This window comes from Acinetobacter sp. CS-2 (genome assembly GCF_016599715.1).
Lineage (GTDB): Bacteria > Pseudomonadota > Gammaproteobacteria > Pseudomonadales > Moraxellaceae > Acinetobacter.
The window spans coordinates 1,262,744-1,280,973 of the sequence record NZ_CP067019.1; the positions used below are offsets into that span (position 1 = coordinate 1,262,744).

The window sequence follows — 18,230 nt, forward strand, 5'->3', positions numbered from 1 at the left end:
GAACAATGCCTCAGCAAGTTTACCATAGCCCTGTTTATCATAGCCAAAGTATTCAAGCCTGGGAGCAACGCTGGTTTGCCCGGCAAAACAGTTCTTATGGCTTAATGCAGCAAGTGGCTTGGAGGATTGCGCAGCGCTTAGTTCCTGTTTTCCAGCAACAGAATATACAAAATATTGCAGTGTGCTGTGGGCAGGGCAATAATGCTGGAGATGGTTATCTTACGGCTAAATATTTAAAACAATACGGTTTTGATGTAGATATTTATGCTGCTGAATTGGGCGCATCCAAAGATTTGCACACTGCCTGTCAGGAGGCAGTAGATGCAGAAATCAACATCTATGCAGGGTTTGTATTTCAAAAAAAATATGACGCTTATATTGATGCGCTGTTTGGCATTGGTTTAAACCGTGAGCTGGGTGCAGACTGGCAGCAGATCATTCAAGGAATTAATGCTCAAACAGGTCTGAAAATCGCCATTGATATTCCAAGCGGCTTACACGCCAATAGCGGTCAGCCCTTACCAAGTGCCATCAAGGCAGATTACACCTATACCGCGCTAGGCCTAAAGGCAGGACTTTTTACCGGTCAAGGCAAAGAGTTTGCCGGACAGGTAGAGGTGATTTCCCTCATTCCTGCCGATGCCGAATTACAGCCCATTGCCCAGCTTTCGCCAAGGTCTATTTCTTTGCCACAGCGTGAGGCTTTTGGTCATAAAGGCAGTTATGGCCATGTGCTGGTGGTAGGTGGTCATGAAAATATGGGCGGCGCAGTGATGATGGCGGCAGAATCGGCGTTTAGTGCGGGTGCAGGTAAAGTCACCATTATCTGCCATGAAAAACATCACACTGCAATTTTGGCCCGTGCACCGAATATTATGCTGCGTGATATCAATGCCTTGACCAAAGCGGAGATTCAGCAGCTTTTAGATCATGTTGATGCGGTGAGTTTCGGGATGGGACTTGGCCGTGACAGCTGGTCGGAACAGCAATATTTTAAATGGTTCCCTAAAATCAATGCCGCCGAACATTTACAGGTCGTGCTGGATGCAGATGCATTGTGGTTTCTAGCCGAGCATCCAGAAGCATTAAAATCGGATACTTATGCCACACCGCATCCGGGTGAAGCAGCAAAATTGTTAGCTTGCTCGGTAAAAGAAGTTGAAAGCGACCGGATAGCCGCCATTCATCAACTTCAGGAAAAATATGCCGGACAATGGGTACTGAAAGGTTCTGGTAGTCTGATTCTGCAAGATCAGCTGTGGATTTGTACTGCTGGCAATGCAGGCATGGGAACTGGCGGTATGGGCGATGTATTGGCCGGTATGACTGCCAGCTTAAAAGCCCAGTTTGCCGGGAAAATCCAGCTGCATGAAATTGTAACTTTGCATGCCTTGGCGGGGGATTGGCTGGCGGAGCAAGGCATACGCGGTTTACAGGCCCATTATATGCATGCAGCAATTTATCATGTGGTGAACCAAGGATAGGGTCAATGAATAGGGCAGTTAAACTGATTATTCAGGGCAAGGTTCAAGGTGTCGGTTATCGTCGTGGGCTTGCACAGCAGGTTGAAGAATTAGAGTTGAAAGGTTATGTGAAAAATCTCTCCACTGGTGAAGTGGAGGCCATGGTTGGCGGTGATGAACTGACTATTCAGGAGCTTTTGCAACGAAGTTGGCTAGGACCGAGTCGGGCAGAAGTTTCACGAATTATTCAAACACACCAGCCCAGCCAGATTCGAATCTGAAAGATTTTAAAATATTGTATTAAATGGAAACTTGACCAGAATAATGATCTAAGAGGGAAAGATGGATAAATATCTGATAGTGGCTATAGTCGTGATCGTATGTATATTCATCGTCATTTATACGCAGCGCGCTGATACGGGTACGGCGAGCAGATCATTTAAAGACATTGTGCAAAAAGAATTTAGCCCATATAAAGTTATTGAAAGAAATGGTGTGATTGTTATCGGTGAGCACAATAGGCATGATCAGTTCGAAGAACGAATCTTGATTCGAATTGATCCAAACCAAAAAAAGAACATCAGGAACTTTGGACAGAGAATAACTTTTACCTATAGCAAGCAACCCTCGATCCGGGAAATGCGTCAGGATTTTGCACCTTATCTTTAAACATGCTTAACGTCTTCTACCGCTGTAACGGCTACGACCACGGGCCATACCCCCTAAAGCATTCAGCACCGCCATTTTACTCATGCTGCCTGAAGCATGGGCATGACAAATCGCAGCAGCCAGGGCATCGGCAGCATCCTGCTGTGGTTTGATGCTTAAATTTAAAATCCGCATCACCATCATTTGTACCTGCTCTTTATCTGCTGCGCCATAACCGACCACAGACTGCTTGATTTGACGGGCAGTATATTCGGCTACCTGTAAATCCAGATTTACCAAGGCAGCAATGGCTGCGCCACGGGCTTGTCCCAGCTTTAAAGCAGAGTCCGGGTTTTGTGCCATAAACACCTGTTCGACTGCGGCTTCGGTAGGGCCATGAAATTTAACAATCCGTTCCACACCTGCAAAAATCCGTTTCAAGCGTTCAGGCATTTCCGGGGTTTCGGTACGAATGGTTCCTGCATCTACAAATGTTAATTTTTGCCCATCTTTTTCGATAATGCCATAACCTGTTAAGCGTGAACCGGGGTCAATACCGATAATTAATGACATGCAAAGCCTTTAAAAATAAAATAATGCCCATATTGTTACATAAGCGTAGCAAAAAAGCTTGATAGTGATTAAGCAGTTAATGACTACACCTTATTCATTTTGTTGAGATTAGATTAATTTTCATGAAATTATTTCTTATTGTACTGGTTGGCTTAATCCTGGAAGTTTTTGTCTGGATTGGCGTGGGTGACCTCGTCGGCAGCATGTGGTACGTATTTTTCTGGTTTGTGATTGCCTTCTTTATCGGGATGAACCTGATTCGTAAATATTCAGCGGGTTTAATGCCACAAATGCAGCAAATGCAAATGGGACAAATGAGTGGCGATCCTGCATTGACCAATAATTTGCCTAAAATTCTGGCCGGTTTTTTCCTGCTTATTCCAGGCTTAATTACCGATGTTTTGGCATTGTTAATTTTGATTCCGGGCGTTCAGAATGCCTTTAAAAATGTCATGATGAAAACCATGGCCAAACGTCAGCAAGCGATGATGGATAAAATGATGGGTGGCATGATGGGCAACATGAATGGCATGGGCGGTGATGCTCAAGGGCAAAACCCATTTGCAGATTTAATGCGTCAAATGCAAGACATGCAGCAAGGCGGTTCACAGCGTCGCGATTCCAGCATCATTGATGGTGAAGCACGTGAAGTGACACCAGAAGCGAAAAAAATTGAAATGAAAGATGTTAAAAAATAATTTTTAAAATGACATTTTTTAGCCGAATCATCATGCTTCGGCTTTTTTATGTTCTGAATTTTTATCTAAATTATTTAAAGCTGCCATCATGCAAAAAATTGAACAGGCGATATAATACGTTTTTTAAAAATCTCCACTATTTCTATGTCACTGCTTTTGACCATTTGTGCACTGCATTTTGTTGCACAGCTTAGCCCGGGACCTGATGTTTTATTGATTGCCAGAAGTTCAGCATCGACCTCAAGAGCCAATACATTAAAGATTATTTTGGGTATTTCAGTCGGCATTCTGGTTTGGGTGGTGCTGACTTTGCTGGGTTTCACTGTGCTGGTTGAACAATTTCCATGGATACAACAGATTTTAATGTTGGTTGGTGGACTGTTTCTGGCACGGATGGGCTGGGCCATGCTGAATGGCGGTTTAAAAACCCTTAAACAGCACACCGGCATAGAGACGGATGGTCAACAAGTTGCGACAGCAGATGCGCAAAATTATTTTTTATCGGGATTGTTGACCAATCTATCCAATCCTAAAACGCTGATTTATTTTAGTAGTGTCTTTTCTTTGGCCTTAAGTTCTTCAGCTTCAAGCCATTTAAAAACACAGCTGGCCATTATTATTCCGATACAAACCTTTTTGGTCTTTACTTTACTGATGCTGATTTTGTCCATGCCAAAAATTAAAACGGCCTATCAGCGTTCTGGTAGTTATATTGATGTGGTTTCGGGCGGGTTATTTCTGATTTTTGCCATCTGGTTATGGTATGACGTATTTGCCATGTTTTAATGCTCTTTGCTGATATCATCAGTCGCAGGAGTAGATGAGGGAGCAGGGGATATGACTTCCTCATTTTTTTGTGGCTGTACATAACGGTTGGGTTTTAAGGTCGCTTCTGTATTTTCTGAACCTTTATAGCTACGGCTACGGTTGGCACGTTCGCGTAAGCCGCCTTTTTTAATCAGTTGAACCATAAATCCTCCAAGTCATTTACTGCTATTTTACTAAAAATATGAGTATATGGGGGTAGAATCAAATACCCAGATTTAAGGGTGATTTATTTCCATTATAAATAGAGTCTGTTGACATTTACTGTTCACAATTAAACCTATAAAGGTAGCCATAAAAATATACAGGCTAAAGCAACAGAACTTTGATAATTTCTTTTGAGCTTGTCATATCGAGTAGCTATTCCTCTAAATTGCTTTAATCTACAAAACATATTCTCAACTAAATGTCTGATTTTATATAAATACCAGTCCATATGATCATTGTTTGACTGGCTGTTTGCTTTCTTTGGTCTATTGGCCTTTGCTCCTGTTTTTCTAATCTGTTCACGTAAGGGGTCTGAATCATAGCCTTTATCTGCGCATACCACTTCTGTCTATTTTAAATCTAATGTTGCTATTAAATCAGGTGCAACTTTGATGTCATGTGTAGTGCCATCGGTAATCATGAAATCAATAGGATTGCCATGTGAATCAACAATCAAATGTATTTTTGAGGAGTTTCCTCCTACACTTTTAGAAATGGATTGATTCGCTATACCGGCAGAATGTTGATGAGCACGTACGTGAGAGCCATCAATAAAAATCCACTCCATATCGGGGCATGATGCTAATAATTTGAATAATATAAGTAACTTACCACTGCTTGACCAACGATTAAAACGTTTGAAAATAGAGTTTGATTGACCGAAATAGGAAGGAATATCTCGCCACGGACAGCCTGTTCTGATTCTATGGAGAATAGCTTCAATAAAATTACGTAAATTTGAGTTGTGATGAATAGATAAATTACGCAAAATAGCTTTCAACTTTTGCCAGTGTTGATCTGTCAGCATGGTACGAGGCATAGCGAATAGTAAGGTTGGGTTTGGCGATTTGATTTTACTACTTCGCTATTTTTTATACTAAAAGTGTCAACACACCCTAGAATTTCTTTATTTTGAGGGTTTATAATTTTTATAGAAATTAGTAGGTTAATTGGGCTTTGATAATATTTTGGCTTGGGCAGCTTTATTTGTGACTCAATAGGCTTGTATCACAAAAAATACTGGCCTAATATTTTATTAAAACGCCAGTCCATAAGCGCTAAGGGTGGAAAATAAAAACAAAAATAGTAGAAAGTGGTAGGAGTATACTTATGTTATATCAATATCATTGTGCCTGTTGTAACAAGGTTGTTGAATCAACCGAAAAAAAGTGTACAAATTGCGGTTCACATAATATTAAAAGTCCATACGGTTTCTGGATTTTTTGTATTTTAACCTGCCTGGCAGCCGTGATTTTCTTTAAAATGGTCCAGGTTTATTTACAGGATCATCAAGATGTTCCTGTGCAACCTTCGGTACTTGAAGTGATTAGTACCCGACAATAACAGGATTCAGTTTGAAGGATTGAAAAAATCCTGATTTTTAATGGTCAGGATTTTTAGTGTGGATCAATTTTAGATGTTTAAAAAGTCTGCCTGATTGATGGTAGACAGAGGTTGATTTACTTCAAAAATTTTTCCACGAATATTATCGATGCCAAAACTTTGCAGACGTGCAGTGTGCATGTGTAAGTATTTTTCTGCATTGGCTTGGTTGTCAAATAAATAGATGCCGCCCGCTTCCTTGGTGGCACTATTTTCTGTCCATATTTTCCATAGCAAGCCATCTTCCTGATTAATGCTTTCGGCAAGTTGTTGATAGGCTTGACTCATTTCCTCGCCAAATGGACCTTGAGAAGGGAAGTCAACTTGAAGAATAATAGCCACGTTTTTATCCTATGCCATAAAATGATGATTGATCATAACATTTTAGGCTTTGCTATATTATTTTAAAGCAGAAATAAAAAAGCCCACAAGAATGTGGGCTTTTTGATGGAAAAATTACAGTCCGGCAGAGGCTTTAAGCGCTTCGACTTTATCGGTTTTTTCCCAGGTAAATGCAGTATCTGAACCTTGACGGCCAAAGTGACCATAAGCAGCAGTTTGCTTGTACATCGGTTGAATCAGGTCTAACATGCGGGTAATACCATATGGGCGCAAGTCAAAGTGTTCACGAACCAATTGAATAATGAATTCTTCAGGCACTTTTGCAGTATTAAATGTATTGATTGAAATTGAAGTTGGCTCAGCAACACCAATCGCATAAGACACCTGAATTTCACACTTGTCAGCCAGGCCAGCTGCAACGATGTTTTTCGCAACATAACGACCTGCATAAGCAGCAGAACGGTCAACTTTAGATGGGTCTTTACCAGAGAAAGCACCACCACCATGACGTGCCATACCGCCGTAAGTATCGACAATAATTTTACGGCCAGTCAGACCACAGTCACCTACAGGACCACCAATCACAAACATACCGGTAGGGTTGATGTGGAATTTGGTGTCTGCATGGAACATTTCTGCAGGAATGATTTTCTTCACGATTTCTTCAATCACAGCTTCTTTCAAGTTGGCTTGTGAAATTTCAGGATCGTGTTGGGTAGAAAGTACCACAGCATCCAGACGGACAGGCATGCCATTTTCATAGGCAAAAGTGACCTGACTTTTCGCATCTGGACGTAACCATGGTAACGAGCCATTACGACGTAGCTCAGCCTGTTTTTCCATCAAGCGGTGTGCATATGAAATTGGAGCTGGCATTAACACGTCAGTTTCACGGCTGGCATAACCAAACATCAAGCCCTGGTCACCGGCGCCCTGATCTTCAGGTTTTTGGCGGTCTACACCCTGAGCAATTTCAGGAGATTGCTTACCAATCATGTTGATCACGGCACAGGTTGAACCGTCGAAACCGAGGTCAGAGTGGTGGTAACCAATACCATTTACGGTTTGACGTACGATTGCTTCAAAGTCAACATTTGCAGTTGTTGTGATTTCACCGGCAAGTACTACCGCACCCGTTTTTACAAGCGTTTCACAAGCAACCCGTGCATAAGGGTCTTCTTTTAAGATTGCATCCAAAATAGCGTCACTGATTTGGTCAGCCATTTTATCCGGATGGCCTTCGCTTACAGATTCCGAGGTAAATACAGCGTACTCGCGCATAAGTCCTATCACAGTTAATTCAAAAGACGCAATATGTTACATCGAGTTGGACTTTTGGGCCAGTTCTAGACGATAAAAATGGATGAATTTATTTCAATTCAATGACTTTTTAATTGATATGGGCATCTAAAAAACTGATAAGTCGTTAAAAATGAGCCTGAAACAGTAATTTTGCTTATAACAAAAATTTGCTTAAGCAAATATTTAATCCTTGCTTCAAAAGCATTTCTGTTTAATCAAAAACGATTATAAATATATTTAATGGTTTAAAAATTTATATATATTATTGTTATATATTAACTTCGACAAAAAATCATTTTGAAAAAAGCCTGAGGGGATGAAACTTCATAAAAGTGAAGCGATAAAGTTAAGAGGAATTAAATTTTTCAGTTAGTTTTGTTTAAAGTGAATCAAATTCATTTTTGAGACTTGTGAATGTTTATTCATCAATTGGGTAAGGCCAAAAAAATTTAAGGGGCTGTAGTAGATTAGCTTTGTGATAATCTATTTTTATGAAGATAACTCGATGTAAATTAAATAAAAAAAACTCAAAAAAACTACTAGAGTTTTTTGTCGCTGAAGTTACAGCTCGAACTGCTGCCGATTTGCTTGGTATACAATCCAATTCTGCAGCACTATTCTACAAGAAGATTCGCGAAGTCGTTATGTATCATCTTGACCAAGATGCCTTAGAAGTTTTTCAAGGGCATATTGAATTAGATGAGAGTTATTTTGGTGGAGTTCGCAAAGGAAAGCGTGGAAGAGGTGCAGCTGGCAAAGTGATTGTCTTTGGATTACTTAAACGTAATGGTAAAGTTTATACGATCATCGTTCCTGATACCAAATCAAGCACATTAATGCCTGTAATATCTAAGAAAATCAATCCAGACAGCATAGTTTATACAGATCATTGGCATAGTTATAATGCTTTGGATATCGATGGCTTTAGCCATCATCGCATCAATCATTCAAGCCATTTTGCTGATGGTCAAAATCATATCAATGGCATCGAAAACTTCTGGAATCAGGCTAAAAGATTACTTAGAAAATACAATGGTATTGACCGAAATGCCTTTCCATTGTTTATTAAAGAATGTGAATTTAGGTTTAACTATGGCAGTCCAAAACAACAACTTAAAACACTATTAAATTGGACAGAAATTTAATCTTATCTACTACAGCCCCAAATTTAATTTACCCTGCAATTCTGTAGTGGGCATTTATCAAAGAATAAGCAATAAAATGATTCTGTATATTCTGTACATGAGGAAAAGCTTTAAAGCCTATATTCAATAACAAAGTAGAGGTTTTTCATCATTGTTGGATCTTCTTGATTTTTCCCACATGAAGAAATAAAAGAACTGGTGAAAAAACATTCTCATGCAATTAATAATCGTTAAAATGTCATCTATAAATTTTAGATTAAATAAGCCAAGGTATTTACTCATGCGCTAAGTCGCTGCAAATGATGTGAAATTGAGCTTTGCCTGCATTAAAATATGTCCAGTGGTGAATAAATGCCGAAATGTTAGCTATTAGACTTTACCCCTTGCTGTTTTTTTAAGACAATATAGCCAGCTTTGAATTTTCCTATTCATCATATTCTTTAAACGATTTAGTTGGACTCTGACCTATGACAACCCCGCTTAACGAACGTCGTATTGCAAACGCAATTCGTGTATTGGCAATGGATGCTGTGCAAAAAGCAAATTCAGGACATCCAGGTGCTCCGATGGGGATGGCAGACATCGCTGATGTCGTTTGGCGCGAATTTTTAAATCACAATCCGCAAAACCCGCAATGGGCCAACCGTGACCGTTTTGTATTGTCTAACGGCCATGGCTCTATGTTGCAATATGCACTATTGCATTTGACCGGTTATGATCTTTCTATTGAAGATTTAAAATCTTTCCGCCAGTTACATTCTAAAACCCCAGGTCACCCTGAATTAGGTTATGCACCAGGGATTGAAACCACGACTGGTCCATTAGGTCAGGGTATTGCCAATGCGGTTGGTTTTGCGCTGGCTGAAAAAACTTTGGCTGCTCAATTTAACAAAGATGACATCAAGGTTGTTGACCATTTCACTTACTGTTTCCTGGGTGATGGCTGCTTGATGGAAGGTGTTTCTCACGAAGCATGTTCACTGGCGGGTACTTTGGGTCTGGGTAAACTTGTCGTTTATTACGATGACAACGGCATTTCTATTGATGGTGAAGTAGAAGGCTGGTTCTCTGACGATACAGAACAACGTTTCCACGCTTATGGTTGGCAAGTGATTAAAGTGGATGGTCACGATAGCGATGCGATCCGTCAAGCAACTGTTGCAGCAAAAGCTGAAACGGCTAAACCGACTTTAATTATCTGTAAAACAATTATTGGCCTGGGTTCACCAAACAAACAAGGTAAAGAAGATTGTCATGGTGCACCACTGGGTAATGACGAAATCGCCTTGACGCGTGAAGCTTTGGGTTGGACTGAAGGTCCATTCGAAATTCCTGCTGACGTTTATGCAGCTTGGGATGCCAAAGACAAAGGTGCTCAATCTGAATCCGCATGGAATGAAACTTTTGCTGCATATGCTGCAAAATACCCAACTGAAGCAGCTGAACTTAAACGTCGTTTAAGCGGTGAATTACCGGCTGATTTTGTCGCTAAAGCAGATGCTTATATTGCTGAAGTGAATGCAAAAGCAGAAACTATTGCGACTCGTAAAGCCAGTCAAAATGCACTTCAGGCACTTGTACCATTATTACCAGAAGTTCTGGGCGGTTCTGCTGACTTGGCAGGTTCAAACCTGACCTTGTGGAAAGGTGCGCAAGGCGTACAAGACAATCCGGCGGGTAACTATGTTCACTACGGTGTACGTGAATTTGGTATGACTGCAATTGCCAATGGTGTAGCACTTCACGGTGGTTTCATCCCTTACGTTGCAACATTCCTAATGTTCATGGAATACGCGCGTAATGCAGTACGTATGTCTGCATTGATGAAACAGCGTGTGATTCATGTCTATACCCATGACTCAATCGGTCTGGGTGAAGATGGTCCTACGCATCAACCGGTAGAACAGATTGCCTCTTTACGTGGTACACCAAACTTAAATACCTGGCGTCCATGTGACACTGTAGAAGCTTCTATTTCATGGAAATCTGCATTGTTACGTAGTGAAGGTCCTACAGCGTTAATTTTCTCTCGTCAAAACCTGCCTTTCCAGACCCGTACTCAAGCACAAATTGAGAATGTTGCTAAAGGCGGTTATGTGCTGGCTGAAGAAAAAGGCGAATTAAAAGCGATTATTATTGCGACTGGTTCTGAAGTTTCATTGGCGATGGAAGCATATGCACAGCTTGATGGGGTACGTGTAGTGTCTATGCCATGTGCTGAAGAGTTCGTGAAACAGGATGCTGCTTACCGTGAAGCGGTTCTTCCATCTCATATTCGTGCGCGTGTCGCAGTTGAAGCTGCGCATGTAGATTACTGGTGGAAATTCGTGGGTCTAGATGGTCGCGTGATCGGTATGACCACTTATGGCGAATCTGCGCCTGCAAAAGATTTGTTCCAATACTTCGGTATTACCACTGAAGCGGTTGTTGCAGCAGTAAAAGACATTACCGCTTAATCAATTCGATTAGTAGGTTAAAAAGACGCCCCAGTAAAAGGGGCGTTTTTCATTGAAGAAATAACGATTTGTAACGAATGATTTAAACGTCTAGGTTTAAAATTAATTCATTCATACAGTATTCAGCCCGGAGTGCATGATTGCCCCAAGTGAGGAAAATATGAGCCTTTATGATCAGATTAATGATGAAATTGTCCTGATGGATGCTGGTGAACAGAAATGGATTGGTGCAGACCTCGAACTTGATGCCATGGTTGCTGTGGAACTCATGCTGCAAGACTTGCAGGAAGACAAGGTGATCAAGATCCGCCGTAAGAATCATGAAAAGCATAGCGGTTTAAAGCAAATCGACCGTATTTTGGTTGAAAAGTTATAAAGATGAAACATCTTGAACAAGCCCCAATGGGGGCTTTTATTATTTTGGACATTTAAAAATGTGAACAGTTACGAATAGACGGGCTGTACTTTTCATTACTTGATCATGATTTTTATAAACTGTATATTTTTGTATTAAATATTTAATAAAAACAAGACAGAAGCAACAAAGCCATAAAATTGCAGATCAGGGTTTAAAATAATTTATGATGATGATCAATATATTAAGATGAGGTGACTACATCATTTCATTTATGGAGCTAGATAACGGGTAATTGTTCTATTCTTGCAACATATCGTTTTATCTATATCGGTGAATTAAGATAAGAAAGGTATAGACTAATAACCATTCTAAAGCGAGATAACGACACATGAATTTCAAAGCAATAACTTTAGGTTTGGCGGTTGCATCGGTAGCAACATTGTCTTTGGCAAAACCTGTGACTTACCAAATTGATCCAACCCATACAGCGACTGTATTTACCTGGAACCATTTTGGTTTTTCTACCCCATCTGCAAACTTTAGTGATATTCAAGGTACCATTAACGTAGATAATGCAAAACCTGCAAATTCATCTGTGAATGTGACTATTCCTTTATCGAGTTTAAATACCAATGTAAAAGCATTGGATGAGCATTTAAAAACAGCAGATTTTTTTGATGCAGCCAAATATCCTAACATCACTTTTAAAAGTACCAAGGTTCAAGCTTTAGGTAAAAACAAATACAAAATCACGGGTAACCTGACCGTGAAAGATGTAACTAAGCCGGTAGTTTTGGATGCAGTGTTAAATAAGCAGGGTGTACATCCAATGACTAAAGCAGAGGCTATTGGTTTCAATGCAACGACTTCATTCAACCGGTCAGCATTTGGCGTAGGGGCTTATGTACCAAATGTGGGTGATAAAATCACGGTAAACATTACCACTGAAGCATCAGTAGCAAAGTAATATATTAAATTACAATTACTTAACAGGATTAGCCACTTTCTATAGGTGGCTTTTCTATTTTAAAAATTCACAAAATAGGATTAATTGTCACAGTTTTTACAGCATAATTGGTATTATTGTTAGCAATCTACACCAAATCTGCACCAAGAAATGAAGATACCAAAGCCCATCCAGCGAGGGTCGAGCTGGCGCATTACCGTGACTTATCAAAAGCAAAGGTACTCATGTACTCGTGATACCGCAAAAGAGTGTGAGGACTGGGCAGCAATAAAACTGCTTGAGCTTAAAACTGGTCGAGCAAATGTCGAAAATGGAATTAAGCCGGCATTTCCATTTAAGCAACTTTGTGAAAAGTATTATTCCGAACATGGCAGCAAATTAAAGTCGGCACACATTATTCGAAATAAGCTGGATAATTTGGAGCGCATCACTGGCGAACTAGCCACAAAATCTATTCATGACTTTCATCCGAATGATATTGTCAGGTGGAGAAATAAGCGTGTACTTGAGGTACAAAGCAGCACAGCATTACGCGAGTTCGCCATGTTTTCATCAATATTCAGTTATGCACAAAAAGAGCTATTCCTGATTGAGAACAATGTCTGGAAAACAGTTGTAAAGCCATTCAAAGGAAAACCAAGGAATCAACGAGTATATCCTGAGAATGTAGAGCAGCTGCTGGATCGTCTGAAGTGGGACCAAAATACAAGACCAATCAAAGTTATTCACTATGTTGCATGGTCCATACTTTTTGCACTGGAAACAGCTATGCGAAAGGGCGAGATACTAGCAATGACCAGGGGGGATATTAGGGAAGGATTTATCCATTTACCCATGACTAAAAATGGCGAATCTCGAAACGTTCCGCTGTCTACTGAGGCAAAAAGACTTTTATCCTTAATACCGGAAGATCAGAAAATTATTGTGCCGGTAGGTGAGAAGTCATTTAGGCGGACGTTTTATCGTGTGCGTGGTGAGGTAGGTCTGGATCATATCAACTTCCACGACACACGCCATGAAGCGATTACAAGAATGGTAAAGGTTCGCAAGTTGCCAGTGGAGATACTAGCGAAGATTACAGGCCATAAAACAATTGGCATCCTGATTAATACTTACTATAACCCGGATGCACAAGACTTGGTGGAGATGTTCAATAACACCGAGAGTTAATTAACTCTCGGTCTGCCTTTTCTTACTTTTTGGGTGAGCAGGGTATGGGCAAGTTTTGGATTGTAGAGTGACTTGCCTTCAGTACCTTGATTAATGCTGATCAGCCTGTCACGGATAGTGTTCACACTAAGGTTATAAATTCTTGCCAAGTGTGCAGCTGTCACCAGTTGCACATCAACTTCTTTCAATTCCTTAACAATCCCACCACCAATGTTTTGACCAAGCATAATTGATGGCGGTGTATCAGACTCAAGAATAACAGCGTATTTAAATGCACCCATCAACCCACCTCCAATCTTTTACCTGCTTTGATTTCCGAATCCGTGGCATGAGAAAACCATTTTTTGGGATAACAATAGACTTTACCTTTTTTGCACTTCACAACAATATTTTTCCCTATTGTTGTTTCGTATTTAAAAATCCTTGTTTCCTTAGCATTGCATCTTGAAACAACCAAATCGCCATCTTCAAAAATATTGTGCTGGCGGCGGTATTCAAGCATGTGTTCGCGCAATCCCTGAGCATTCATAATAAAATCAATGTTGGGTTGGTTTAAAATATCCTTGCACTTTTCATAACCGCCAAAATCGCTGATCACTCTTTCATAGAACTTCATGGCACCTCCCTTAAACTTTTCAAAACTTCAAAAGGCAACTTCACATCAACACTGGCTTCGTCATTTCGCATCCAAAAATCAACAGCGATATGATAAAGCGCAGATACCTGCTCAGCCGTAAGCGTTTTGACTGTGCCAGTTTTACTAATTACATGCGGAGCCAAGTCTTCAGCAAAGTCTTTTGCGATTTCTAGAATCTCAGTCATTGTTTTAATCCTTGCTTAATGCGACTGCCGGTCTTAATTTCTTCATCGGTAGCGGGGTCTTTAAGTTGAATAATCACAGGACCGTCACGAAAGTCACTGGACACCATCTGTCCATCTAATTGCTTGCGTTCTCTCATTGTTAAATTGCGCCATTTCGCGATACACCAACTGCCTTTAAGAATCCCAATTGGCATATCCATGCACATTGATCCATAGCTATAGCCATGATCTTGCAACCATTTTCTAGCAGCATTCACAGCACTAAAATCACCAGTTTGATTAAATTCGATTTCAGTCATTGGCTGGCTCCAAATCAGGGTATTTGATTAAATCCATCAAGTACGCGTCAGTTTCACAGGTTGGACAACCATCGTGGATTTCACCTGTATCTTGATCAACAAGGTTTTGCTCAAGATCATAATCACTTTCAAATCCAAGTCCGCAGTTGGTGCAACGAATTGTAATTTCAGTCATTGGCTGGCTCCTGTGTTTCAACTGCCATCCAATGGGTAACTTCCACAGGTTCCTCATATTCATGCCCTGTGTCTGACTCAATATACCCTTGCAAAAATTCACCACCCTTAAACACACAATGCTTAATAGCATCAAAAGCAATTACATCTTGACCATCTATTGGTAGTTTATTCTCAACAGAAACCCATCCCGGCACCGCTTGGGCTTTGGCTGCTTTCCATCCAACGTATGCGTAATCCCTGCGAGTTATCGCACCCTCATCGCCTTGGTTTGCTAAGTTATCAATGCCAAGGTATTCTTTTTTAAACCAAGCCTTAAAACACTTCTCTTTCTTTTCAATATCCATCACTTCACCCTAATACTTGAAAATTGTGGTGTTTTAAATTGATAGCTGTCATTTTTGTACAATGCTGACAGCGTGTTCTTGATCGCCTTTTAAGCTCTGCTTCATCCTCTTTTAGTCGTTCACGCTGCTCGTTTATGTCCTTTTGTATCCGAGCAAAATAACCAACTGAATCTTTAATCCATAAAACTGGATTTACCTTTGCTCCGCATTTTTTGCACAATAACTCAAGAGACTTGGTATCGATTTCAACAATCATGTGCTGGCATTTTTTCGAGTTGATTCGAGGAAATTCCAGAACATTGTTCTCAGTATCAATAACTGTATGTTCCTGGAAAGGGTATTTGTAGTTTGGCTTTACCGGCTCATCCATCACGCCACCTCAACTTTCAAAACGTACTTTTTACCGCCACTGGTGAACTCAACCGCTTCGCCTTTTCCAAGCAGGTAATGCCCAATGGCTTCCAAATTTTTTGAGCTCAAACCTGTTTTGGCTCTTGCTCTGCGGCGGTCACACTCAAGACAGATATTTGATTTCACAGATCGCTCTGAAGTACCGCACGATCTGCATGGCGCAACCGGCTTATAGCTTTTTAAACCTTGCTTTTCAGCACGTGTACGCAAAATGTGATTCTGGTGACTATTAGGTCTTTCAGCACTTTGCAAAACAGTATCTGCATTGCAGTAATTAAACTCGGCTTTATTGGTATTTACGGCCGGCTTAATCTCACCACCATTTGCCACAAATTTTGCGACTGCTTCTGAGTAGTCAGGTTTGATTTGAGTTCCAATCATTACGCCACCTTCGCCAAATTATTCATCATCACAGCCTTGCGAAATTTGCCAGCCATGGCCCATTTCAAGTCATCAACAAAGCTTTTTCCATTGTTGAAATACTGCTTTAAAAACACTTCATAACGCCCGGACAAATAATCATCCAGATCATAAAATTCCTTTACCTCATGGCGCTCGAAATGGATCACGCCACGCTTTGTTGACCCTTTGCACTCTTTAGTGATAACCATCAGGTTCTTTTTGAGTGTAATTTTGTGACCGCCTCGATCTAGCCATTCAATGAAAGCTGGCGAAATACTGTTGGGTAGTCTCATGCTGCTTTCACTCCCTTTACTTGAATGCCAGACGTTGTGTGCGGACAAATTCAACACCCTCACACTCAAGAGATTCACGGCTTTGAAGTAAGGCGCGTTTATCCACCTCAACCACAGTCTTTTCCTTTTTAAATTCAGAAGGAATCTTACCCTCATCTTTAACAACGACTGACCAAGGATTTTGGCGAACCTTTACAGACAAAACCGGATCTTTGATTTCCTCCACACCAAAGGTCAGCATTTGCTGCAATAGCAGATTGCTTAGATAGCCAGCGGTCTGATCTAACTTTTTAGCCTTGTCTGCAATCCGCTTGGACTCGGCAGCAATCATTTTGCTTTCAAGCTCTAACTGGTGGACATACTTAGCAACATTCTTTGCTTTTTCTTTCCAGTTTTCCTCAGTGCCTACCATATCCATAAGCAATTCCTGAACTTGATTGCTGTTTGGGTCCGCACCTTCAGCAAGCAGCTCCTGAATATTTTCAATTTTTACAGCTAACTCAGTGCCAAATTCATATAAAGTTGTCATAATCATCCTCCCCAGGATTGAGGGCTGACTAAGCCCTCAGTTCTTTTTATTTATATATGATTCAAAATGGTAGATCGTCATCTAAGTCAGCAGGTTGAGCCGCCTTTGGCTGATTGCCATATCCTGTATTTTGTGGCTGTGCATATCCACTAGGTTGAGCGCCATTCGACTGACGAGTTGCGTCACCCATCGCAAGCAAACGCTCAAGGGCTTTAGGTAATAGCTCCGGTGTTGTTTTGCGCTCCAATACCTCTTTGGCCATCAACTCACTTTCAGCATTAAATGAAGCGAAAAAGTTCATTTGGTGGCGTTGTTGTCCTTGGCCATTAAGATAATTTTCACGCTGCAATAATAATCCGATACGTTTGCCTGCCATTTCTGGTGCAACAACACAAGTTTTCTTAACTTTTTGACTAATTTCATAGTCCCATTTTTCCAACTGCTGATCAGTAGGAGTGAGTGATCGAACTCCGCAGCATGCTAATAAGGCGTTGACCTTGTGAGTGCCAGATAATGGGTTGCCGTCCTTGCTAACAGTCCAAATTGTAAAAGTGCTATATTCTTTTGAGTCGGTTTCAAAGTTCACCTCAAAGCCTTGTGCGCCATTTTTTGAAGTGATGAACTCCATCGACTTAATAACCCCGACATATTTGCCAGTCTGTTCGATACGACCGCCAGCGTCCGCTTGTTTAGCTGATTCAGTATTTAGTGTGAATTGTTGATAAGTAGTCATGATTTATTCCTTATGCTTCAGTTGCTTGGTTGGTTTCAGTTGTCAGTCCGTAGTATTCACAGATGGCCTTATCAACTGCGTTTAGATCATTCTCGACATGCTCGTTTTCGAACAAGCCGATAGGGGATTTCACTGTGTTATGACCATTGTTTTTGGTCATGAAAACGTGCTGCTCATTAATGATTGCTGTCTGTAGGCAGATTGTAACCATGCCTTCCAGGGTGATTTTTTCATCCAGCATCTTGCCAATGGTTTTAATCTTTGTTTTCCCTGATTCACTTTCCTCTGTATGGCTCAGGATGTAGACGCGCTTGTCATCTGCAAGCTGGGCAGCAGTTGTAAATATTTCCCATGTGCTGCGACCGATCTCGGTAAATTTTGCAAAGCCTGTTTCCTGGCTTCTGCGCATGTATTCGTTCGCCATGACGTACTGATAGTCATCAATCACAATGATTGGGCGGGTTGATTTGTTCATGATTGCCATGATTTGCTGCGGATTGTCTGTAACCACAATCGAACCACCTTCTTTAGTAAGCGGCTTCCAGTCAGCAGATCTGAACGGCAGTGGTTTTTTAACCACCTGGATTAATAGCACTTCACTTGGGTTTAGATTGCGAAGGCTTGTTGATTTACCAGTACCAGACTGGCCTAAAATTAATGTTGCTATACTCATTATTCAGTCC

Annotated in this window: 27 protein-coding genes and 1 pseudogene; 11 read left to right on the top strand and 17 right to left on the bottom strand. The window is 40.8% G+C overall.

Annotated features, from left to right (window positions below):
- Positions 1 to 5 precede the first annotated feature (5 nt).
- The 3 genes from JFY49_RS06195 to JFY49_RS06205 all read left to right on the top strand — a co-directional run bounded on the left by JFY49_RS06195 (position 6) and on the right by JFY49_RS06205 (position 2,132).
- Complete coding sequence (locus tag JFY49_RS06195; protein WP_200224499.1) at positions 6 to 1,484, top strand: NAD(P)H-hydrate dehydratase; 1,479 nt, start codon at positions 6 to 8, stop codon at positions 1,482 to 1,484.
- A gap of 5 nt (positions 1,485 to 1,489) precedes the next feature.
- Positions 1,490 to 1,744, top strand: a complete 255-nt coding sequence (locus JFY49_RS06200; RefSeq protein ID WP_180043115.1) for an acylphosphatase — start codon at positions 1,490 to 1,492, stop codon at positions 1,742 to 1,744.
- Positions 1,745 to 1,805: 61 nt separating this feature from the next.
- Positions 1,806 to 2,132: a hypothetical protein gene (locus JFY49_RS06205; RefSeq protein WP_180043114.1), complete on the top strand. Its 327-nt coding sequence runs from the start codon at positions 1,806 to 1,808 to the stop codon at positions 2,130 to 2,132.
- 6 nt (positions 2,133 to 2,138) lie between these two features.
- Here JFY49_RS06205 and ruvC read toward each other — a convergent pair whose 3' ends face one another.
- On the bottom strand, positions 2,139 to 2,684 hold the full coding sequence (gene ruvC, locus JFY49_RS06210) for a crossover junction endodeoxyribonuclease RuvC (protein ID WP_086195067.1): 546 nt from the start codon (positions 2,682 to 2,684) through the stop codon (positions 2,139 to 2,141).
- A gap of 122 nt (positions 2,685 to 2,806) precedes the next feature.
- Between ruvC and JFY49_RS06215 the strand changes: the two genes are divergently transcribed.
- Together JFY49_RS06215 and JFY49_RS06220 are read left to right on the top strand one after the other, a co-directional pair.
- Positions 2,807 to 3,382, top strand: a complete 576-nt coding sequence (locus tag JFY49_RS06215; protein WP_200224500.1) for an FxsA family protein — start codon at positions 2,807 to 2,809, stop codon at positions 3,380 to 3,382.
- Between the two features lie 144 nt (positions 3,383 to 3,526).
- The gene (locus tag JFY49_RS06220; RefSeq protein ID WP_200224501.1) at positions 3,527 to 4,168 is read left to right on the top strand and encodes a LysE family transporter; all 642 of its coding nucleotides are present in this window, start codon (positions 3,527 to 3,529) and stop codon (positions 4,166 to 4,168) included.
- Here JFY49_RS06220 and JFY49_RS06225 read toward each other — a convergent pair.
- Both JFY49_RS06225 and JFY49_RS06230 read right to left on the bottom strand, forming a co-directional pair.
- Positions 4,165 to 4,353, bottom strand: coding sequence for a hypothetical protein (locus JFY49_RS06225; RefSeq protein ID WP_200224502.1), 189 nt, complete (start codon positions 4,351 to 4,353; stop codon positions 4,165 to 4,167). The two genes, JFY49_RS06220 and JFY49_RS06225, sit on opposite strands and share 4 nt — an antisense overlap.
- 134 nt (positions 4,354 to 4,487) lie before the next feature.
- Positions 4,488 to 5,234, bottom strand: a pseudogene (locus JFY49_RS06230) (IS5 family transposase).
- A 290-nt stretch (positions 5,235 to 5,524) separates the two neighbouring features.
- Between JFY49_RS06230 and JFY49_RS06235 the strand changes: the two are divergent.
- Complete coding sequence (locus tag JFY49_RS06235) at positions 5,525 to 5,758, top strand: hypothetical protein (RefSeq protein WP_180176757.1); 234 nt, start codon at positions 5,525 to 5,527, stop codon at positions 5,756 to 5,758.
- Positions 5,759 to 5,827: 69 nt separating this feature from the next.
- Here JFY49_RS06235 and JFY49_RS06240 read toward each other — a convergent pair whose 3' ends face one another.
- Positions 5,828 to 6,139, bottom strand: coding sequence for a monooxygenase (locus JFY49_RS06240; RefSeq protein WP_180176756.1), 312 nt, complete (start codon positions 6,137 to 6,139; stop codon positions 5,828 to 5,830).
- A 114-nt stretch (positions 6,140 to 6,253) separates the two neighbouring features.
- Positions 6,254 to 7,420 (bottom strand): methionine adenosyltransferase, encoded by a 1,167-nt coding sequence (gene metK, locus JFY49_RS06245; RefSeq protein WP_180176755.1) that lies wholly within the window; start codon positions 7,418 to 7,420, stop codon positions 6,254 to 6,256.
- A 512-nt stretch (positions 7,421 to 7,932) separates the two neighbouring features.
- Here metK and JFY49_RS06250 point away from each other — a divergent pair.
- The 5 genes from JFY49_RS06250 (at position 7,933) to JFY49_RS06270 (ending at position 13,537) form a co-directional block, all read left to right on the top strand.
- Positions 7,933 to 8,586 (top strand): IS1595 family transposase, encoded by a 654-nt coding sequence (locus tag JFY49_RS06250; RefSeq protein ID WP_200224503.1) that lies wholly within the window; start codon positions 7,933 to 7,935, stop codon positions 8,584 to 8,586.
- Positions 8,587 to 9,053: 467 nt separating this feature from the next.
- Positions 9,054 to 11,042 carry a transketolase gene (tkt, locus tag JFY49_RS06255; RefSeq protein ID WP_200224504.1) on the top strand — a complete coding sequence of 663 codons (1,989 nt, stop codon included), beginning with the start codon at positions 9,054 to 9,056 and terminating at the stop codon, positions 11,040 to 11,042.
- Between the two features lie 160 nt (positions 11,043 to 11,202).
- The gene (locus JFY49_RS06260; RefSeq protein WP_200224506.1) at positions 11,203 to 11,418 is read left to right on the top strand and encodes a hypothetical protein; all 216 of its coding nucleotides are present in this window, start codon (positions 11,203 to 11,205) and stop codon (positions 11,416 to 11,418) included.
- 370 nt (positions 11,419 to 11,788) lie between these two features.
- Positions 11,789 to 12,367: a YceI family protein gene (locus JFY49_RS06265; protein WP_200224508.1), complete on the top strand. Its 579-nt coding sequence runs from the start codon at positions 11,789 to 11,791 to the stop codon at positions 12,365 to 12,367.
- A gap of 150 nt (positions 12,368 to 12,517) precedes the next feature.
- Positions 12,518 to 13,537, top strand: coding sequence for a site-specific integrase (locus tag JFY49_RS06270; RefSeq protein ID WP_200224510.1), 1,020 nt, complete (start codon positions 12,518 to 12,520; stop codon positions 13,535 to 13,537).
- Here JFY49_RS06270 and JFY49_RS06275 read toward each other — a convergent pair.
- The 12 genes from JFY49_RS06275 to JFY49_RS06330 all read right to left on the bottom strand — a co-directional run bounded on the left by JFY49_RS06275 (position 13,534) and on the right by JFY49_RS06330 (position 18,220).
- The gene (locus tag JFY49_RS06275; RefSeq protein ID WP_200224511.1) at positions 13,534 to 13,818 is read right to left on the bottom strand and encodes a DNA-binding protein; all 285 of its coding nucleotides are present in this window, start codon (positions 13,816 to 13,818) and stop codon (positions 13,534 to 13,536) included. The genes JFY49_RS06270 and JFY49_RS06275 overlap by 4 nt on opposite strands.
- Positions 13,818 to 14,153, bottom strand: a complete 336-nt coding sequence (locus JFY49_RS06280) for a hypothetical protein (protein WP_200224513.1) — start codon at positions 14,151 to 14,153, stop codon at positions 13,818 to 13,820. The genes JFY49_RS06275 and JFY49_RS06280 overlap by 1 nt, the downstream gene beginning before the upstream one ends.
- A complete protein-coding gene (locus tag JFY49_RS06285; protein WP_200224515.1) occupies positions 14,150 to 14,359 on the bottom strand; it encodes a hypothetical protein in 210 nt (69 codons plus the stop codon). Before JFY49_RS06285 ends, JFY49_RS06280 begins: the two co-directional genes overlap by 4 nt.
- Entirely contained in the window at positions 14,356 to 14,658 is a 303-nt protein-coding gene (locus JFY49_RS06290; RefSeq protein ID WP_200224517.1) for a hypothetical protein, read from the bottom strand. Before JFY49_RS06290 ends, JFY49_RS06285 begins: the two co-directional genes overlap by 4 nt.
- Positions 14,651 to 14,833, bottom strand: a complete 183-nt coding sequence (locus JFY49_RS06295) for a hypothetical protein (RefSeq protein ID WP_200224519.1) — start codon at positions 14,831 to 14,833, stop codon at positions 14,651 to 14,653. Before JFY49_RS06295 ends, JFY49_RS06290 begins: the two co-directional genes overlap by 8 nt.
- Positions 14,826 to 15,179: a DUF551 domain-containing protein gene (locus JFY49_RS06300; RefSeq protein WP_200224521.1), complete on the bottom strand. Its 354-nt coding sequence runs from the start codon at positions 15,177 to 15,179 to the stop codon at positions 14,826 to 14,828. Before JFY49_RS06300 ends, JFY49_RS06295 begins: the two co-directional genes overlap by 8 nt.
- A 4-nt stretch (positions 15,180 to 15,183) precedes the next feature.
- Positions 15,184 to 15,549 carry a hypothetical protein gene (locus JFY49_RS06305; RefSeq protein WP_200224177.1) on the bottom strand — a complete coding sequence of 122 codons (366 nt, stop codon included), beginning with the start codon at positions 15,547 to 15,549 and terminating at the stop codon, positions 15,184 to 15,186.
- Positions 15,549 to 15,971 carry a hypothetical protein gene (locus JFY49_RS06310; protein ID WP_200224180.1) on the bottom strand — a complete coding sequence of 141 codons (423 nt, stop codon included), beginning with the start codon at positions 15,969 to 15,971 and terminating at the stop codon, positions 15,549 to 15,551. Before JFY49_RS06310 ends, JFY49_RS06305 begins: the two co-directional genes overlap by 1 nt.
- Positions 15,971 to 16,285 carry a hypothetical protein gene (locus JFY49_RS06315; protein ID WP_227609543.1) on the bottom strand — a complete coding sequence of 105 codons (315 nt, stop codon included), beginning with the start codon at positions 16,283 to 16,285 and terminating at the stop codon, positions 15,971 to 15,973. Before JFY49_RS06315 ends, JFY49_RS06310 begins: the two co-directional genes overlap by 1 nt.
- 16 nt (positions 16,286 to 16,301) lie before the next feature.
- On the bottom strand, positions 16,302 to 16,814 hold the full coding sequence (locus JFY49_RS06320) for a siphovirus Gp157 family protein (protein ID WP_200224182.1): 513 nt from the start codon (positions 16,812 to 16,814) through the stop codon (positions 16,302 to 16,304).
- A gap of 61 nt (positions 16,815 to 16,875) precedes the next feature.
- Complete coding sequence (locus JFY49_RS06325) at positions 16,876 to 17,547, bottom strand: hypothetical protein (RefSeq protein WP_200224184.1); 672 nt, start codon at positions 17,545 to 17,547, stop codon at positions 16,876 to 16,878.
- A 10-nt stretch (positions 17,548 to 17,557) separates the two neighbouring features.
- Positions 17,558 to 18,220, bottom strand: coding sequence for an AAA family ATPase (locus JFY49_RS06330; RefSeq protein ID WP_200224186.1), 663 nt, complete (start codon positions 18,218 to 18,220; stop codon positions 17,558 to 17,560).
- Positions 18,221 to 18,230: the final 10 nt, after the last annotated feature.

Bases quoted from the DNA above. Each gene is read 5' to 3' on its own strand.
- JFY49_RS06195 (WP_200224499.1), top strand. From the start codon at position 6: ATGCCTCAGCAAGTTTACCATAGCCCTGTTTATCATAGCCAAAGTATT.
- JFY49_RS06200 (WP_180043115.1), top strand. From the start codon at position 1,490: ATGAATAGGGCAGTTAAACTGATTATTCAGGGCAAGGTTCAAGGTGTC.
- JFY49_RS06205 (WP_180043114.1), top strand. From the start codon at position 1,806: ATGGATAAATATCTGATAGTGGCTATAGTCGTGATCGTATGTATATTC.
- ruvC (WP_086195067.1), bottom strand. From the start codon at position 2,684: ATGTCATTAATTATCGGTATTGACCCCGGTTCACGCTTAACAGGTTAT.
- JFY49_RS06215 (WP_200224500.1), top strand. From the start codon at position 2,807: ATGAAATTATTTCTTATTGTACTGGTTGGCTTAATCCTGGAAGTTTTT.
- JFY49_RS06220 (WP_200224501.1), top strand. From the start codon at position 3,527: ATGTCACTGCTTTTGACCATTTGTGCACTGCATTTTGTTGCACAGCTT.
- JFY49_RS06225 (WP_200224502.1), bottom strand. From the start codon at position 4,353: ATGGTTCAACTGATTAAAAAAGGCGGCTTACGCGAACGTGCCAACCGT.
- JFY49_RS06235 (WP_180176757.1), top strand. From the start codon at position 5,525: ATGTTATATCAATATCATTGTGCCTGTTGTAACAAGGTTGTTGAATCA.
- metK (WP_180176755.1), bottom strand. From the start codon at position 7,420: ATGCGCGAGTACGCTGTATTTACCTCGGAATCTGTAAGCGAAGGCCAT.
- JFY49_RS06250 (WP_200224503.1), top strand. From the start codon at position 7,933: ATGAAGATAACTCGATGTAAATTAAATAAAAAAAACTCAAAAAAACTA.
- tkt (WP_200224504.1), top strand. From the start codon at position 9,054: ATGACAACCCCGCTTAACGAACGTCGTATTGCAAACGCAATTCGTGTA.
- JFY49_RS06260 (WP_200224506.1), top strand. From the start codon at position 11,203: ATGAGCCTTTATGATCAGATTAATGATGAAATTGTCCTGATGGATGCT.
- JFY49_RS06265 (WP_200224508.1), top strand. From the start codon at position 11,789: ATGAATTTCAAAGCAATAACTTTAGGTTTGGCGGTTGCATCGGTAGCA.
- JFY49_RS06270 (WP_200224510.1), top strand. From the start codon at position 12,518: ATGAAGATACCAAAGCCCATCCAGCGAGGGTCGAGCTGGCGCATTACC.
- JFY49_RS06275 (WP_200224511.1), bottom strand. From the start codon at position 13,818: ATGGGTGCATTTAAATACGCTGTTATTCTTGAGTCTGATACACCGCCA.
- JFY49_RS06280 (WP_200224513.1), bottom strand. From the start codon at position 14,153: ATGAAGTTCTATGAAAGAGTGATCAGCGATTTTGGCGGTTATGAAAAG.
- JFY49_RS06285 (WP_200224515.1), bottom strand. From the start codon at position 14,359: ATGACTGAGATTCTAGAAATCGCAAAAGACTTTGCTGAAGACTTGGCT.
- JFY49_RS06290 (WP_200224517.1), bottom strand. From the start codon at position 14,658: ATGACTGAAATCGAATTTAATCAAACTGGTGATTTTAGTGCTGTGAAT.
- JFY49_RS06295 (WP_200224519.1), bottom strand. From the start codon at position 14,833: ATGACTGAAATTACAATTCGTTGCACCAACTGCGGACTTGGATTTGAA.
- JFY49_RS06300 (WP_200224521.1), bottom strand. From the start codon at position 15,179: ATGGATATTGAAAAGAAAGAGAAGTGTTTTAAGGCTTGGTTTAAAAAA.
- JFY49_RS06305 (WP_200224177.1), bottom strand. From the start codon at position 15,549: ATGGATGAGCCGGTAAAGCCAAACTACAAATACCCTTTCCAGGAACAT.
- JFY49_RS06310 (WP_200224180.1), bottom strand. From the start codon at position 15,971: ATGATTGGAACTCAAATCAAACCTGACTACTCAGAAGCAGTCGCAAAA.
- JFY49_RS06315 (WP_227609543.1), bottom strand. From the start codon at position 16,285: ATGAGACTACCCAACAGTATTTCGCCAGCTTTCATTGAATGGCTAGAT.
- JFY49_RS06320 (WP_200224182.1), bottom strand. From the start codon at position 16,814: ATGACAACTTTATATGAATTTGGCACTGAGTTAGCTGTAAAAATTGAA.
- JFY49_RS06325 (WP_200224184.1), bottom strand. From the start codon at position 17,547: ATGACTACTTATCAACAATTCACACTAAATACTGAATCAGCTAAACAA.
- JFY49_RS06330 (WP_200224186.1), bottom strand. From the start codon at position 18,220: ATGAGTATAGCAACATTAATTTTAGGCCAGTCTGGTACTGGTAAATCA.